The sequence below is a fragment of the Oceanobacillus bengalensis genome, assembly GCF_003628445.1.
Lineage (GTDB): Bacteria > Bacillota > Bacilli > Bacillales > Amphibacillaceae > Oceanobacillus > Oceanobacillus bengalensis.
Map to the genome: position 1 here is coordinate 74518 of NZ_RBZO01000016.1, position 16413 is coordinate 90930.

Below are 16413 nucleotides of genomic sequence, written 5' to 3' on the forward strand. Positions count from 1 at the left end.
AAAAGGTCTTTAATACATTTATAAAAGAAGACCTTTTGTTTTAACACAAATCATTTACATAAAATGACAGCCTTATTAATACTATACAGGGGTATAGTATGATATAGTATGGATAGAAAGATGAATAATACAGAAAATAATAGGAAATTCATCTAAATATCCATACCAAAAAGGAGGAGTAATAATGAATAACAAAGGAAATGAAGAGAATCAACACAACCACAATAAGCATAGAGAACATGACCATCATAATCATAATCATAATCAACATGAAGAACAAAAACATCACAGTCGTCAACATCATAATCATGAACATGAAGATATGCATGGTCATCACAAACATGGACATGAAGAACACAAAAATCACGACCACAGTCATGGACATGGTGGACACGGCGGACATCACGAACATATGGTAGAAGATTTTAAGAAACGTTTTTGGATATCCCTAGTTTTATCAATTCCTATTTTATACTTATCTCCAATGATTCAAATGCTGATTGGATATGAAGTAAATTTCACAGGTGATACCCTCTTACTTTTCTTGCTTTCCACGATTGTCTTTTTCTATGGTGGAAAACCATTTTTACTTGGTGCATGGGATGAGTTAAAAGAGAAATCGCCTGCAATGATGATGTTAATTTCTTTAGCTATCATCGCCGCTTATGTATATAGCACGCTGACAGCATTCTTTATCGAAGGCAGTGATTTCTTCTTTGAACTAGCTACTCTTATTGTAATTATGTTGTTAGGACATTGGATAGAAATGAAATCCCTAATGGGTGCTTCAAAGGCGTTGGAAGAGCTAATCAAGTTAATGCCAAAAGAAGCCCATAAACTAGACAAATCCGGAAATATTGTTGAGGTAACAGTCGAAGATTTACAACCGGGTGACCAAATTTTAGTTAAATCGGGTGAAAAGATTCCAATTGATGGTGATATTTACGAAGGAGAATCTACCGTCGATGAGTCTATGCTTACAGGGGAATCTGTCCCTGTTGAAAAAAGCCCCGGAATGGAAGCGATAGGTGGTTCCGTCAATGGTGATGGTGTATTAAAAATTAAGGTAAGCAAAACAGGAAATGACACCTACCTATCTCAAGTTATTAAATTGGTAAGCGATGCAGAAAAATCAAAATCAAAGGCCCAAGGCTTTGCGGATATTGCTGCTAAGTGGTTATTCTATGTTGCTCTTGTAGTAGGGATTATAACCTTTGCAGTTTGGTGGACTAACGGGGATTTAGATTTTGCTTTGGAACGAATGGTTACCGTTTTAATCATTGCTTGTCCACATGCACTTGGTTTGGCAACACCACTAGTAACATCTAGATCTACTTCCATTGCAGCTAAAAACGGCTTGTTAATTCGAAATAGAGTAGCATTTGAAAGTGCATTTAAATTGGACCGCGTGGTGTTTGACAAAACAGGAACACTTACGGAAGGTAATTTTGGTGTTACAGATATCCATCCAAGTGAGGGAATTAGTGAAGAAGAATTATTGAAATTAGCTTATTCTGTTGAAACACAATCAGACCATCCAATTGCTAAAGGAATTGTGAAAGAAGGAAATGATCGTAATTTAAAACCCCTTGATGTTAAGGATTATCAGAATTTAACTGGGAAAGGGTTAGTAGCTAAAATCGGTGATGCAGAAATTGCTGTTATTAGTCCCGGTGCTATGAAAGCAAATAAAATCTCTTTTGATGAAAAAATTTATGATCAACTGGCTTTACAAGGGAAAACAGTCGTATTTGTCCTTAAAGATAATGTCTTACAAGGAATGATAGCCCTAGCTGATATCATCCGTGAATCTTCTTATAAAGTTATCAAAGAATTAAATGACCGTGGCATAGAGACGGTTATGATGACTGGTGACAACACACGTGTAGCAAATTATGTAGGAGAAAAACTAGGTATTTCCAAAGTCATCGCTGAAGTACTTCCCCATGAGAAATCAAATAATGTGAAGTATTTAAAACAAAATGGAAAAAAAGTGGCGATGATTGGAGATGGAATTAATGATGCCCCCGCCTTAGCGGAAGCTGATTTGGGAATTGCTATTGGTGCAGGTACAGACGTTGCGATTGAAACAGCTGATGTCATACTAGTTAACAGTAATCCAGTAGACATTTTAAATATCATTAAATTGTCTAAGGCAAGTCGCAGGAAAATGGTTCAAAATTTAGGATGGGCTGCTGGGTATAACATTGTTGCTATTCCTTTAGCTGCAGGTGTATTGTACAATGTTGGGTTTGTCATAACCCCTGCCGTCGGAGCCGCAGTTATGTCACTCAGTACCATTATTTGTGCAATAAACGCTCAATTATTAAAAATCGATTAATAGAAACAAATAGTTTATGTTTGGCTAAGCATGTATGGTATTGCTTAGCCTTTTATTTTTCTGTAGGTAAATTTCTGTTCATAAATAGTACAAAGAATCTGCTTAATTTCTGCAAACTTGTAACGTAATCTAACAGAGAGTGTCTTTAGATAATACCACCGTTATACTATATTTCTATAAGGAGTGATACATACTTATGAGTTTGGAGGAAACGAAAAAGAAGAAGAAAAATAAAAGGAAAAACAGATTAATTTTTAGAACTTCTATATTAATTGTAATGGTTGGAGCTATTATATTTGCATTAGTGTCCAATATACAAGCGGATAAAACCATTTATCAGGTCGGAGATGAAGCACCTGATTTTGAATTAAAGCAAATTAATAAAAATAATGAATTAGAATCTATACGACTAAGTGATTTTAAAGGGCAAGGTATTATGCTGAACTTTTGGGGTACTTGGTGTAAACCGTGTGAAGAAGAAATGCCGTACATGCAAGAGCTTTATCCCGTATATAAAGAAAAAGGAATTGAAATCATTGCAGTTAGTTTGGATAATACAGAATTGGTTGTAGATCGATTTATTGATAAATATGATCTAACCTTTCCAATTCCCCATGATAAAACAGGAGAAGTCAGGGATTTATACAAAATAGGACCAATTCCAAGTTCCATATTCATTAATCCGGATGGGGAAATTCAAAGGATTGTAAATGGGGCCTTATCCTTAGAAAGTTTGGAGAATTACTTTAAAGAAATATTACCAAAACAATAGACTACGATTTTCTAATAAAGGGGGATAAAATTTTTGAATGAAATAAATATATTTCTAGCTTTTGGTGCTGGTTTCCTTTCTTTTATTTCACCGTGTGTATTACCACTATATCCGGCATTTTTATCTTATATTACCGGAATGAGCGTAAGTGAGATAAATGAAGAAAATAAAAAAATGAATAAAAAAGCTCTTTTACATACCGTTCTATTTTTACTAGGGTTCTCAAGCATTTTTATTATGATTGGTTTTACCACCTCTTATATATCTGAATTCCTATTAACCTACCAAGATGCCATTAGACAAATTGGTGCTATTTTAATTATTTTCTTTGGACTAGTGATTGTTGGAATTTTTAATTTTAAATTTCTAATGAAGAATAAAAAAATCACATTCAAAAATCGTCCCGGCGGTTATGTTGGTTCTTTCATCATAGGAATGGCATTCTCTTTGGGATGGACTCCTTGTACCGGTCCGATACTAGCTATTGTGTTATCATTAGCCGCAACAAATCCTGATGTTGGTATGATTATGATGATTAGTTATGTTTTAGGCTTTTCGATTCCATTTCTAATATTGGCATTGTTTATTGGTAAAATTAAATGGATTAAAAAACATAGCCTAAAATTAATTAAAATTGGTGGATACATTATGATTTTCATGGGAGTAGCACTATTCTTTGATTGGTTGACGAAATTAACTTCCTTCTTAGCTGGATGGTTTGGTTTTTATGGATTTTAAAATATATTTTCCATAATTTATCTATTACATCTGCACGAATAATGCATATTTGAGCATTATAATTTGTCTTGTAGATTTTGTTACAATGTAGAATATCGTTTGTTTTACATGGTAGTATATATTAAGATTTAACAAATTAGATGAAAGAGGAGTCGAACAATATATGAAAAAAGGATTATTGGCAGTAATTGGATTATTACTTATTTTAATAGTTGCTGCTTGTAGTGAAAGCGAAAGTACATCAAATGAAAAAGAACCACAAGATATCAAGAAAATGGTCCAAGACTACAGTGCCTTAGATTCCGATGATGTCTCTGCTTCTATTACTTCAGAAGAGCTTATTGTAACTGATAGTAATGATAAAGAGACTACCTACGATCTTCCCGAAGATGAATTTTTTGTTTCCATCGCACCATTTGTTAGGACAACCCACCCTTGTACCAATCATAGCTTAACTGGTTGCCAAGGAGAATTAGTAGAAAAAGAATTTGATGTTTATATTGAAGATGAAGAAGGTAATGTAGTTGTGGATGAAACGATTGTCTCATTAAAGAATGGATTTATTGATTTTTGGTTACCACGTGACAAATCATATAACGTGAAGATTCAATATGATGGAAAAACAGCTGAATCTGAGATTTCCACTTTTGAAGGTGACAATACTTGTATAACAACAATGCAATTAATCTAGTATTATTACCTTTTGATATCTTTAATATAAAATATAAAAAATAAAGAACAACGAGAAAAAATTATATGGTTTTATAATATTTCCTTTAGAATTGAGTGTTTTAAGATAATACTCGATTCTTTTTTTGCTTAATTTTACTATTTAAGATTTTTCTTTGACCCCTCTTTATCCTTATTTTATTGACTGTATATGAACTGACAAATAGATTAATACCTGATAATCAAATACGGAAATTCAGACTATGATGAAGCAGCCTTGTTGGATAAAAAATTATATCAAGGGGATAGTAAAATTTGTACTTAATCTTGAAGCAAAGGAGGATTTTTAGATGGCCGTGTCTTATGAAGAATGTATTAAAGCTTGTTTAGAATGTATGGAAGCTTGTAATGGGTGTTATGATGCTTGTTTAAAAGAAGAGAATGTAAAAATGATGGCGGATTGTATCCGCTATAATAGGGAATGTGCAGACATATGCGCATTAGCAGCAAAAGCAATGCAATCGGATAGCCCTTTTGCTAAGCAAATTTGTAAGCTTTGTGCTGACATTTGTGAAGCATGTGGAAAAATGTGTGAACAACATAACCATGCTAATCATTGTAAGGAATGTGCTGAATCTTGTTTTAAATGTGCAGAGATTTGCCGAACAATGGCATCTTAAATATAAAAACGGTGAACTTGTGTCACCGTTTTTATTAGTTTGTAGTTATGATTAAAACTTTTTCTGTATTTAATTATTTAACAAGTGTTGAAAATGTTGATAGGTTTTTACCTGTTCCTGAGTATCTGCATGGGGAACAAATGACCAACCCATACGATTGATAAAATCAGAATATCTTTTTTGAATTTCTAACTGTTGCAAAGCCATTTCCACATGAGCATTTCTAACATTTCTATTTTTCATTAATAAAGCAGAAGTATAATTTGCATTTGACATCAATTTAGCACCAGCATGTGCTTCTAATGCAATCCATTTATCGTTGTATTTATTAACCCCCGTACCATCTGCTCTTTTATTGCTTACATCATACATATTTAAATCCGGAACTTCAACATACTCATTATTATCAGGATTAATTAAAAATAACATTACCCTAACATGCGACATCATGACATTTATCTGGAGAGCAATAATACTTTTCAAATCTGGATTTGTAGTATTAATATGATAGACTTTTAACTTATTTATCATTCCTTCGTGTGTAGACAAATGTTCGGCCATTAAGCCAAGGTCTACAGATGGTAAAGTTGACATATAACTCACCTTTCATTAAATAAATTCCCTTTAATATATGCTGTTTAATGAAAATCTGTTATTAATGCCCACTCTTATCTAGAAAGTGAAAATCAAGTGGACCAATGTAATTCAATACCAAAAATAATACTACAATGGTAAAAATCATTAAGAATGGATATTTAAAAAAGGAAAGAATTTGATGGTTGGCTTGTTTACGAATTGATTCTTCAGCTGCATATAAAACAAGTAACAAAACCATTGTTATCAACACAGCTATAATATTAATGATTGCATTCGGCCTAGTCATTGCTACCATATCTCCTAGCATGGCTCCCATCATCCCCCCCATTAGTCCGGAGAGTATGCCATCAATGACAGCAGGAAGACCTATAGGTAGTCCTGCTAAAAAACCAACAACCAATCCAATCATTATAGCGTAAATGGTTGATTTAAATAAATCACCATGAAAGATGACCCCTAAAATAGTTCCCATTAGAATTCCTGCCGACATCCCTAATGACATGGATATCATCATTCCATTCATTTTTGTTACCCAATTTCGGTAATATGCTACATAAATAATGGTTGTTGTAACTTGGGTGGCACACAACAAAAGTATAAAAAATAATGAAATTGACATTATTTCAACCCCAATCTTAGTTTGTCCACTTTTATTGTATTCACTGTTAACCCGCATTATGATATACCCATATAGGGTTTATTTTTATATTTACTGATAACAGTACAAGAGAGTTATCGTAAAAATAATCGAAACCTCCGTTCCTTCATCTAAGCTACTATCTATTTGAATTTCCGCTTTACCAAAAAATACGGTGAATTATGTCACCGTATTTTTTAATTATAATGAGTATATTTCGAAATGCTCATATAGATAATTAATATAATATTTAAGCTTCCACTTTTTATTCCACTTTAAATTGTCCCATCATTCCTGCATCTTCATGTTCAAGTATATGACAATGATACATAAATACACCAGAATGATTAAATGTAGCAATAGCCCTAACTTTTTCTCCCGGATACACAATAAACGTATCCTTCCTTGCTTCATCAGGATCAATCTTCTCAATGGTAGTTAATTGTTCTGGAATGGCATAGTTGGATTCACTTTCACCGTTTACAACAAACTTCATAAACTCTGACCCTTTATTCGATAATTGAATTGTATCTCCATCCTTAAAATTTGAAAAATCAACTAGGATTTCTGCCCTCTCGGCTGGACCCAGAATAAGCTCGTCCATTTCTATTGGATTTTCAAGAAAACCACCGTCACTTGCAATTTGATAAAAGGTTTGGTTATTACTAAAATGGAGTTCATACACACTTGCATTCGATCCATTTAATAACCGTAGCCTCATCATGCCTTTTGGAACTTCCAAATAAGGATCTACAGCCCCGTTGACTAGCATTGTACCTCCTTGTAATCCGTTCATCACATCATGCATTCCTAGTTCATATTGAAAACTTCCATTTTCATTAAATTGTTTGTCCTGAATGATAAGTGGAACATCATTCACCCCATAGTCTTTTGGAATACCCAGAGAGTCAGAAACTTCATCTTCAATGAAAAATAATCCCGCTAATCCCTTATATACTTGCCTCCCGGTATTTTTTTCTGGGTGAGGATGATACCACAGCGTAGCTGCAGGCTGATCTATCGTAAATTCCGGTGTCCAAGACTCGCCCGGTTGAATTCCTGAATGTGGTCCTCCATCTGCGTCTCCATCCACTTCTAGGCCGTGCCAATGAATTGTCGTAATTTCATCTTCTAAATTATTTTCTACCTGTACGGACACGTCTTCCCATTTCGGACCCTAATGACAGGGCCTAAATAATTTCCGTTATACCCCATTGTTTCTGTTTCCACTCCTGAAATAAATTCCTTTGTTGCATTTTGGGCAGTTATATGGAATTCAGCTTTATCTGGATCTGGATTTTTATCCTCTAACAATGGTGGGATGGGTAGAGATGAATTTCCAACTATATCCGTTTTATTAAAGGAATTCCCATTATCTGATTCATTGATTGGATGTATTGGAAATCCCGATATACCCGAACCTTGTATAAAAAAAAGGTAATACCCTCCGAAAATAATTACTAATCCAGCCAAACTAATACCTAAATATTTCTTCATACTTTTTCCTCCTCGTGAGTGAAGATGTTACCCAGCCATCCAGATTCTTATCTATTCATAAAGTTTCATGCCTTGGGAAGAAAACTGTAATTTCCGTTCCTTCCTTCCATTTACTATCGATTTGAATTTTTCCACGGTGTGCATCCATTAATGCCTTGACTATAGACAATCCAATACCTATTCCACCTGTCTTTCTGTCTCTTGATTTGTCCCCTCGGTAAAATCGTTCAAATAGATAGGGGAGATCATCCTCTTTAATCCCAATCCCTTCATCTTGAACACAAAATCCAACATAACCATTAGAATCCACTATCTTAACATATACGCTATTCCCTTCAGGGGTATACTGAAGGGCATTATTTATTATATTTGCTAACACTTGTAAAACACGATCCTGATCCGCATGTAACCAATATTCTTTAGTTGGCTTTTGAATATTTAATGAAACGCCTTTTTTCTGAAAGGCTGGGGTAAATTGCCCCTCTACTAAACGTAATAAATATCCTACATCTATATTGCTTTTGTTTAGTTTTATTTGTGGATTTTCAGCGGCAAGTAACTCTTCTAATTCACCGACTAGACGTACTAAACGCATCAATTCATCATGACTTTGCTGCAACCTTTTTGGCGTTGGTTCAAATACCCCATCTTGAAAAGCTTCCATTTGACTTCTTAATGTCGCAAGTGGGGTTCGTATTTCATGAGCAAAATCAGCAGTAAACTGTTTACGAAGTATCTCTTCCTTTGATAACGATTCAGCAAGTCGATTAAACGATTCACCAAGTGGCTTCATTTCATCTGACAATTCCTTAACTGGTACACGAGTTCGCCATTTATGGTCTTGTAATTCTTGAATAGCTTTTGATAACTTTCGATACCCAGTTGTTAGGCGTTTCGAAAACAATAGGCTAAACACGAACGCTAAAACAACTGTAACAATAATAGCAAGATAAATATTCGATTTAATTGTATTTAAAAAAGCAATGTCTTCCCCTATCATTTCCTCTGGATAATAAACTTCCATATTGCCTACATATCTTTCATCAAATGTTAAATCATAAGTATTTTTTCGGTATTCCGTCTTCATATCGATGTCCGAATCAGAATGCATTCCCATCCTATTCATCATTCCGAGCATCATCGTTGTATCTGCTATTACCTGTCCTTCTTCATCAGTAATTCTATAAAATAAATTGTCTGTCATAGCTTGTTGATGCATTAAATTTATTAATTGGTTATCAATAAGTTTCCCTGTTTCTTTATAAGAATTAATTGCTTCATCTTCTATTAGCTTACTTCTTTCCTCTCTATTAATTTTTAAATATTCGTTAAATTGATCTTCAAATCCCCATAGTATAGAAAAACTAGTAAGAAAAATACCAAAAAGTGACACAACTAATAGGTAAAAAAGGATTTTAGAACGAAGTGTCAATCGACGCATCAGACGCTCCTCCAAACTTATATCCCATCCCAAAAACAGTTAAAATAAATTCTGGGTGGCGAGAATCTGTTTCAATCTTTTTCCGAAGGTTTTTTATATGTGTATCAACACTTCGTTCATATCCTTCAAAATAAGATCCATCATCCTGAATTTTTTCCAGTAAATCCAAACGACTGTAAACTCGTCCGGGGTAGCTTGCCATAGCTATTAATAGCTTATATTCGATAGGAGTTAGTGGTATGATTTGGTTATTCAATGTCATCTCCTTTTTTAAGAGATCCACTGTTAGCTTTCCTTCATTGAACGATAAATGGTTTCCACTATTTACTCTTCTTAACCTACGTAAAATAGCCTTTGCCCTTATTACGACTTCTCTTGGACTAAAAGGTTTTGTAACATAGTCATCTGCCCCAATAACGATTCCATTAATTAAATCGTCTTCTGTCGATTTTGCTGTTAACATAATGATAGGAACATCACTTTCTTTTCTCGTTAATCTACATACCTCTTCACCTGAAATATCTGGCAACATAAGATCTAAAATAATAATATCTGGATTATTTTCTTTTATTTTTTTTAATGCTTCTATTCCATTAGAGGCAGGAATGGTTTCCCATCCCTCTTTTTCAAAGTATGCTTCTAACACTTCGAGAATCATATCTTCATCGTCAACAATAAGAATTTTAGTCATGTTAAACCACCTCTTTCATATAGTATCATCAATTAAAATGAAAATGATAATCTTCACAACTTCCACATAAGTTCACCACAAATTCTACATTTATAAGAGGTATGATTTAGTTAAGAAAAGGAGATGTTATAAATGAAAAAATTAGTAATAGGTATATTAACTGGAGCCGTCCTATTAGGAAGTGCAACTTTTGTCGCAGCTGAATCAAATGGTAATGGATTTTTCAACTTTGAAGAAATGAAACCTTATATTGAAGAAATGCATCCTAATTTATCACCAGAACAGCAAGAAGAAATGTTTAACAACTGTCACGGTGAAAATGGTATGATGCAAAACAATACCGGATTCCGTGATATGATGAATAATATCTAGTTTAGAGAGGTGATCCCATATGATGGGGATGATGGGCATGATGGGTTACGGTTTACTAGGATGGATCCTTAACCTTCTAGCTATCGGTATCGTTGTATATTATGCCACCAAATTAGCATTAAAAAATTATCATAAGGATTAATCTAATCGTAATCTCTTTATAAAGGAGCGACTGTGAGATCATTCCTTTTTAATCATGATAATCGAAGTTACTGTTTAACCCGTTTAACATAAACATTAACTCAGCATAAAATGATAGTATTTTGCAAATCAAAGAACCTTCAATATACAACCAATGTATAACTAGTTGTATATTGAAGGTCAATTAATATTTACGCTTATTACATTAAAGCACCAGACTGTTAAATTTACATTATGGCATAGATGTTACTACTAAGTGGATTAAACCTGTTACTATAAGCAAAAACACCATAAAGGAAGTTGAATACAACATAAGATGCTTTATAATGTTTTTTTCTTTAATTTGTTTATAAACAACATAGCCTAATACAATCGAAACCAACCATATAATTACTCCCCAGATCGAAAATAAATAAGGTGAATTTGCTATCCAAAGTACAGTAACAAGTGAATAATAAAGTATCAGAACCCAAGCCAATCCTTTCATTCCTCTCCCCACTTTCATTGACCAATAACGAGCAGATTAATTACTAACACCCCTGTCCAATAATCCTGAGCCGGTAGTTGAACAAGCCTTTCAAAATTACGTTCAACTCCTCATTATACAATCTCTTTATTTCTAATTATACAATACAATTTTAAGTGATTTTATAATTACATATTTCCGTTTAGTTTGGATTCTTAAAAATGCATTAAATGACAATAGAGTTGGATATACTTCAAATAGAATGTTTGCGGCATACTACTATAGCGTGATAATGATGTTTATGCTGTATTTCTTTACAGAATCCAGCCTTTATTTTGATTCTAGCGGATCAATAATCAAAATAACAGCAGGATTACTCCAATATTCTTAAATAACGTTTAATCTTATGTTCATAGATTTGCTACAAAAATGAAAACATTTCTCTTGCTATTACTATATTATTTAGTATATAATAACTTTACATTTATTAGATAAAATTAAAATTTCATAATAAAAAAGGGAGAACCCCAAATCTTTGTTAGGTCTTTGATAGTTCAAAGGCGTACTTAGATTTGGGGTTCTTTTCTTTTTGCACAAGTTTTGGAGGGTTAAATAATGACAATGTTAAGTAGGGAAATGTTAAAACAACAAAGAATATTAAAATCTCTTTCGTCTGTTTCTCTGCGTCTAATCCCATTTTTAGCGGCTAATACAGATTTAGACAAACGAATTAATATTATGTTAGAACATATTAAAGCAGCAAATATAATGACTCCTCGTCTAATTAAGGAAGCATTAGGTAAATTGGAGAAAATCGAATGGATCTATAGAGGTAAAGATGGTTACTTATATAGTAATTTCAATACTATTTCTACAGCTGATAACCATAATTTTCACTATATAAATTTATATAAGTTCTTTCAATCTGATGAGTTTAAAAAGTTATATAAGCGCCAATTACAATTCCTATTTTATATTCTTTCAGCAAAACTTCCGGGTCATGAACATTCTTTAGCTATTGAGCATCTTTATCAAAACCGGACTAATGCAAAGGATGTAAAGTTAGATTTTTTTATTAGTTTTGAAGATATGATATCCAACCTTTTAGATTTAATTAATAAAGGTTTCTTTGAAGTGCGACTTGCAGCGAGCAAAGAAATACTAAATAAAAACACTAAAAATCTTAAAGAAAGATTATATACGTTTGCCGAAAAAACAGGTAAAAGAAAGAAACGCATGAGTCAAAATGAAGTAAAGCACCATATCATTCATATTCGTATAGCAAAAGATTTAGTTTCCAAAGATCAAATTTGTGACATTTATGATATGACAAGATTGGCAACGTTGCAGGATTTAAAATGTATCGCAAAAGATTTTGGATGTAGTTTAGACAGCTTTGATGTAAAAGCTTTAGAGAAGGTCCATATGGTAAAGGCAAAAATATATAAGGAATTCGGTGATGTAGGAATACAATTATACCGTGAAGGCTTAAAAGATTTTTTCAAAAATAGAAGCCATGCTTTTCAAAATCTAATGGAAAATGGTGATTTTGGTAATACAATTAAAAACTTTTATGTTATTCCTAGAATTGAACAAAGACTTAAATCCTTATTCGAACAGGTGAAAAATGATTATTTTACTAAAGTTGATACATTCCCATATCAATCTTTAAATTTCAAACATGCTATCAAAGACAGTAAACCATTTATATCTTATATTATGGAAGAATCATATAACGACAACCTTATCATATTAGATCGTGAACTAGAAGCAGTATATAGCTTAATTTATTACCAATTCACACAAGTAGATAAGACTTGGTATGAATTTAAAGAGAAAATAGAAAAAATCTATAAAAATGAGGCCGAAGCTCATGGTAATGATAGAAATAAAGTATTTTATCTTGCTATCCAAAGGCAATTAAGTCAAAAAGAACGTACTATCTCTGAAATCAAACGGGACAGTAACTACAAAAGAGAAAGAAGGGAAAAATTACTTTACAATCCTTACGTAGCAATTACCGAGTAATATCGGATCCTTCTTTAAAATTATTATTGCTGTTTTTTTAAGGTCCAAAATGCGGGGATTGCCTAATAATTATTTTTTTTAAATATAAAATATAAATTCTGCCTTTCTGCCCTAATGGAGAAGGGTTATTTGGCATGACCATTTTTCAAACAATACCTTTTAATAAAAAAGTATAGGACGATTCTCTTGTTTCTGTATTGTATTGTTTCTCAATAAAGCTATTTTTTAAAGAATAATGGCCAATTACTTCAGGAAATTTTTATAGTATCTGTTAAAACATCTATATTTAAAGACAAAAATCATATTTACATTAATTAATTTTATATTATAGATATTTGATTTCTAGTATCCTTGAAATTTATTGTCATATAAACTCTTCAATCCCTTGCCAAGTAAGGGTGTCTTAAAGTTACTTTAAGAGACTAATGTATCTTATAATGTTTTATATTATTAACTTTTATTACTATATATATCACTATTCTAATTAAATGCTAAATGATGTATTTGGCATTTAATTTACGTATGAAATGGCGGTATAAATTTTGCATAAAAGTAACCCAAACATATAAGGATCGGAAATAGGTTAATTTTATCTGGACACCAATATTAGCTTGGGGTTTGGGTTCCATTTTCTTATCTGATTATCCTGCTTTATGGATTGGTTTATCATGCTTATAGTGACACCTTGTACAGATTGATATCTAGCGTTTACTGGCATAGCAAAAGGAAATGTGTCTCTTTCAACATCCGTTTTGCCGATTAATTTAATTTTGCAAGTCGTACTTTTGCCAGTGTGTTTGTTAATATTTGTGCTGGAACTATACAGTTATTGTATTAGTTGTCCCATTTATAATTGCTCATCTTACACGATTCTTATTAAGAAAAAAATCTGTTTTAAACAACAAAATTATTCCCCTTTTTGGCAATGCTCAAATACTCTTTTTAGCTTCTCAATGATGATGTTTGGTGGTATTTTATGTTAGTGTTCTGGGGTTTAATTATTTGGTTAATCGTATTAATAATACGAAAGCTATCATCAAGAAATAAATCAAGCCAAACTGACAAGGCAGTTGAAGTACTTAGACAGCGATATTCCCAAAGAGAAATCGATACCGAGGAGGAGTACAAAATACGACAATCGGATCATTTTTTTGAAGGTGACATTCACGTATTTATGTTAAAGGCATATATAAAATATTAGATATTATTGTATTACAGGAACAGGAGTGTGCAAAATTGAATTATCAATATCCATACTATTATTATCCGAATTATACAGGAAGAACAGAAGCTGGTATGCCCATGATGGGGATGGATGAAATGAAACAAATGATGATGGAACACATGAAGATGACACAACAAATTAAGCAAAAAGTTGATATGATTGATGAACGTTTAAGGAAAATGGAAGAAAAAATGATGTGGTAGTAAACAACTACCACATCATTTTTTAATTAACGGGGTTTAACGGTTCAGCGGTTATTCTCTACAAATGATTTACTCGTCTGTAAACATCAATTGTCTCACTCCCATTGAATAGTCGGCCCATTAACATAGTCAATAATGTTTGAAGTGTGTATATTAGGTCTTGTTTTGCTTCATAATGAAATGAACAAGGAGTGTATAAGATGGATATTGAATACATTTTTGAGCATGGTTCTTTTGAGGAATTTCAACAAATAACGACGTTAAGGGAAAATCAGCTTTACTGGTTAAATTATATTGTCAGCTCAATAGAAAAGAGACGAGTAGCGGAAATTTTGTTTGGTATAGGGTATTCTATTAAAGAAGTGGAAGATATTCTTGTTTTACCAGACGGTGAAGCTTCTTTGATGAAAGTTCATTTAGATAAATTCGGAACAATCGATACAGAAAACATACTAAAAGCACTAACAAAAATATATCAGAGACAAACGTTGGAAGCAGTTATTGAACGCTTGTTAGACAAAAATTACAACAAAGATGTTGTTGAAGATGTGATACAGTTGTTTAATAAATAGATGGGAAGAGTTTTTAAAGTATATGATTGAAAATGGTAATATAATTACCTCTGATAAGCTATTTTGGTGGTTATTCACCAAATACCATAGACAGTTATTATTCCCATAAATAAGTGGTATACTGTTGATGTTGTTATTGCTACTTGTAAGTCTAGGAAGAAGAAATCCTTGGCATTTCTTCTTCCTCAATATTATTAAAAGGATGAGAAAATGGATAATAGTATTGAATATTGTCCCTTCTGCAATTCAAACTTGCAGGGTGAACCTATCCCAAAAGAGTTACGCAAGCACTACGGTAATTCAACTCATTTCACAAGGAAAATCGGCATTTCTAGTATAGAAGAAGACAGAGTAACAAAATGGGAGTGTCCTGACTGTCGCCAACAGTGGGACAGGGATTAAATTAAAATAATTTATACTCTGGATTATTGCTATTCGAATTCTTATGACGTTAATAGATTACAGTCCTAGAAAAGAAGCAAAAAGCCAACACTGTATTTAGTGCTGACCTTTTTGCTTGTTTGCACATTTATGTATGTGCAAATTTGTTGAAATTCATAAGACAACTAATAACGATTTATACATATGATCTCCAATTAAGTTGAAATTATACTTTCCATATAAAAGTAATTCAGTATAAGTCATACTATTTTCTACGTTGGCCTTTTCTTTGACTACCGCTCATTATTGTTCTGAATATGTTTCACTAAATACTCTGCATCATACCCGACACCCTGCAAGAGAGCAGAACCCCGTCTATATAGCCAAGGTAAACCGAGAAAATATAAACCTTCCATATTGGTAATACCTCTATTATGTATAGGTTTTCCTTTCCCATCCAATACACCTGATACATTTAACCATGAATAATCAAGTTTAAAACCAGTAGCCCAAATTATGTTATCTACATCGATAAATGTGTTGTCTTGGAATATTACCTTACTTTCCTTACCACCAATTGTTCTTTCTTTAATAGCAACGTCACCATTTCGAATCGCATACTTCAATTCAGGACCAAAGATTGGGTCCCCTCTTTTTTGAATTAGTTTACCAAAGAGCGAATTGGAAGTTGCTTTTAGAACGCCAAGCTTATCAAACCACCAAAATATACTTCTTTTTCTAATTTTTATCGGTAGAAACGTTAAACGTTGACTGGTAGATAGAAAAGTTTCCATTTCCTGTGAAAGTTCCTGAGCTATTTGCGCTCCACTATTTCCACCACTGTATTTCGCAAGTGAAAAGTGAGCCATTTCGCAAGTTAATTTTGAGCCACTTTATCAGCACTTGTTTTTATCCATTCTTCGGTTTCTTTCATTCTAAAAGAAGGACCATTCATGTTTAAC

The 16413-nt window shown here is 32.8% G+C and carries 19 protein-coding genes and 1 pseudogene; 12 read left to right on the forward strand and 8 right to left on the reverse strand.

The annotated features are described in order from the left end of the window. The first annotated feature begins 184 nt into the window (after window positions 1-184). The 5 genes from D8M05_RS11380 (at window position 185) to D8M05_RS11400 (ending at window position 5200) form a co-directional block, all read left to right on the forward strand. A complete protein-coding gene (locus D8M05_RS11380; protein WP_121131870.1) occupies window positions 185-2341 on the forward strand; it encodes a copper-translocating P-type ATPase in 2157 nt (718 codons plus the stop codon). 196 nt (window positions 2342-2537) lie between these two features. Then, window positions 2538-3113: a thiol-disulfide oxidoreductase ResA gene (resA, locus tag D8M05_RS11385; RefSeq protein WP_121131872.1), complete on the forward strand. Its 576-nt coding sequence runs from the start codon at window positions 2538-2540 to the stop codon at window positions 3111-3113. Between the two features lie 33 nt (window positions 3114-3146). Next, window positions 3147-3851: a cytochrome c biogenesis CcdA family protein gene (locus D8M05_RS11390; RefSeq protein ID WP_121131874.1), complete on the forward strand. Its 705-nt coding sequence runs from the start codon at window positions 3147-3149 to the stop codon at window positions 3849-3851. Between the two features lie 163 nt (window positions 3852-4014). Further along, window positions 4015-4542, forward strand: coding sequence for a CueP family metal-binding protein (locus D8M05_RS11395; protein ID WP_121131876.1), 528 nt, complete (start codon window positions 4015-4017; stop codon window positions 4540-4542). 328 nt (window positions 4543-4870) lie between these two features. Beyond that, entirely contained in the window at window positions 4871-5200 is a 330-nt protein-coding gene (locus tag D8M05_RS11400) for a four-helix bundle copper-binding protein (protein WP_062351103.1), read from the forward strand. Window positions 5201-5269: 69 nt separating this feature from the next. Here D8M05_RS11400 and D8M05_RS11405 read toward each other — a convergent pair whose 3' ends face one another. The 6 genes from D8M05_RS11405 to D8M05_RS11425 all read right to left on the reverse strand — a co-directional run bounded on the left by D8M05_RS11405 (window position 5270) and on the right by D8M05_RS11425 (window position 10063). Then, window positions 5270-5794 carry a spore coat protein gene (locus tag D8M05_RS11405; RefSeq protein WP_121131878.1) on the reverse strand — a complete coding sequence of 175 codons (525 nt, stop codon included), beginning with the start codon at window positions 5792-5794 and terminating at the stop codon, window positions 5270-5272. Window positions 5795-5855: 61 nt separating this feature from the next. Next, window positions 5856-6416 carry a hypothetical protein gene (locus D8M05_RS11410; RefSeq protein WP_121131880.1) on the reverse strand — a complete coding sequence of 187 codons (561 nt, stop codon included), beginning with the start codon at window positions 6414-6416 and terminating at the stop codon, window positions 5856-5858. Window positions 6417-6699: 283 nt separating this feature from the next. Continuing rightward, window positions 6700-7593, reverse strand: a complete 894-nt coding sequence (locus D8M05_RS11415) for a multicopper oxidase family protein (RefSeq protein ID WP_245985312.1) — start codon at window positions 7591-7593, stop codon at window positions 6700-6702. After that, window positions 7578-7931 (reverse strand): hypothetical protein, encoded by a 354-nt coding sequence (locus tag D8M05_RS20570; RefSeq protein ID WP_245985314.1) that lies wholly within the window; start codon window positions 7929-7931, stop codon window positions 7578-7580. Before D8M05_RS20570 ends, D8M05_RS11415 begins: the two co-directional genes overlap by 16 nt. 55 nt (window positions 7932-7986) lie before the next feature. Next, window positions 7987-9372: a sensor histidine kinase gene (locus D8M05_RS11420; protein WP_121131882.1), complete on the reverse strand. Its 1386-nt coding sequence runs from the start codon at window positions 9370-9372 to the stop codon at window positions 7987-7989. After that, on the reverse strand, window positions 9347-10063 hold the full coding sequence (locus D8M05_RS11425; RefSeq protein WP_062351081.1) for a response regulator transcription factor: 717 nt from the start codon (window positions 10061-10063) through the stop codon (window positions 9347-9349). The genes D8M05_RS11420 and D8M05_RS11425 overlap by 26 nt, the downstream gene beginning before the upstream one ends. Window positions 10064-10195: 132 nt before the next feature. Between D8M05_RS11425 and D8M05_RS11430 the strand changes: the two genes are divergently transcribed. Continuing rightward, window positions 10196-10435, forward strand: a complete 240-nt coding sequence (locus D8M05_RS11430; protein WP_062351078.1) for a hypothetical protein — start codon at window positions 10196-10198, stop codon at window positions 10433-10435. A gap of 19 nt (window positions 10436-10454) precedes the next feature. Then, window positions 10455-10577 (forward strand): hypothetical protein, encoded by a 123-nt coding sequence (locus D8M05_RS20750; protein WP_267463674.1) that lies wholly within the window; start codon window positions 10455-10457, stop codon window positions 10575-10577. A gap of 231 nt (window positions 10578-10808) precedes the next feature. Here D8M05_RS20750 and D8M05_RS11435 read toward each other — a convergent pair whose 3' ends face one another. Next, a complete protein-coding gene (locus D8M05_RS11435; RefSeq protein ID WP_121131884.1) occupies window positions 10809-11063 on the reverse strand; it encodes a hypothetical protein in 255 nt (84 codons plus the stop codon). A gap of 594 nt (window positions 11064-11657) precedes the next feature. Here D8M05_RS11435 and D8M05_RS11440 point away from each other — a divergent pair. The 5 genes and pseudogenes from D8M05_RS11440 to D8M05_RS11460 all read left to right on the forward strand — a co-directional run bounded on the left by D8M05_RS11440 (window position 11658) and on the right by D8M05_RS11460 (window position 15070). Next, window positions 11658-13070 carry a hypothetical protein gene (locus D8M05_RS11440; RefSeq protein WP_121131885.1) on the forward strand — a complete coding sequence of 471 codons (1413 nt, stop codon included), beginning with the start codon at window positions 11658-11660 and terminating at the stop codon, window positions 13068-13070. A 582-nt stretch (window positions 13071-13652) separates the two neighbouring features. Then, window positions 13653-14018, forward strand: a pseudogene (locus tag D8M05_RS20575) (arsenic resistance protein); the annotation flags it as partial. A gap of 28 nt (window positions 14019-14046) precedes the next feature. After that, window positions 14047-14271 carry an SHOCT domain-containing protein gene (locus D8M05_RS11450; protein WP_121131887.1) on the forward strand — a complete coding sequence of 75 codons (225 nt, stop codon included), beginning with the start codon at window positions 14047-14049 and terminating at the stop codon, window positions 14269-14271. Between the two features lie 35 nt (window positions 14272-14306). Beyond that, on the forward strand, window positions 14307-14498 hold the full coding sequence (locus D8M05_RS11455) for a hypothetical protein (protein WP_121131889.1): 192 nt from the start codon (window positions 14307-14309) through the stop codon (window positions 14496-14498). A gap of 200 nt (window positions 14499-14698) precedes the next feature. Next, window positions 14699-15070: a hypothetical protein gene (locus tag D8M05_RS11460; protein WP_121131890.1), complete on the forward strand. Its 372-nt coding sequence runs from the start codon at window positions 14699-14701 to the stop codon at window positions 15068-15070. Window positions 15071-15744: 674 nt separating this feature from the next. Here D8M05_RS11460 and D8M05_RS11470 read toward each other — a convergent pair. Further along, a complete protein-coding gene (locus D8M05_RS11470) occupies window positions 15745-16320 on the reverse strand; it encodes an NAD(P)/FAD-dependent oxidoreductase (RefSeq protein WP_121131896.1) in 576 nt (191 codons plus the stop codon). Between the last annotated feature and the right edge of the window lie 93 nt (window positions 16321-16413).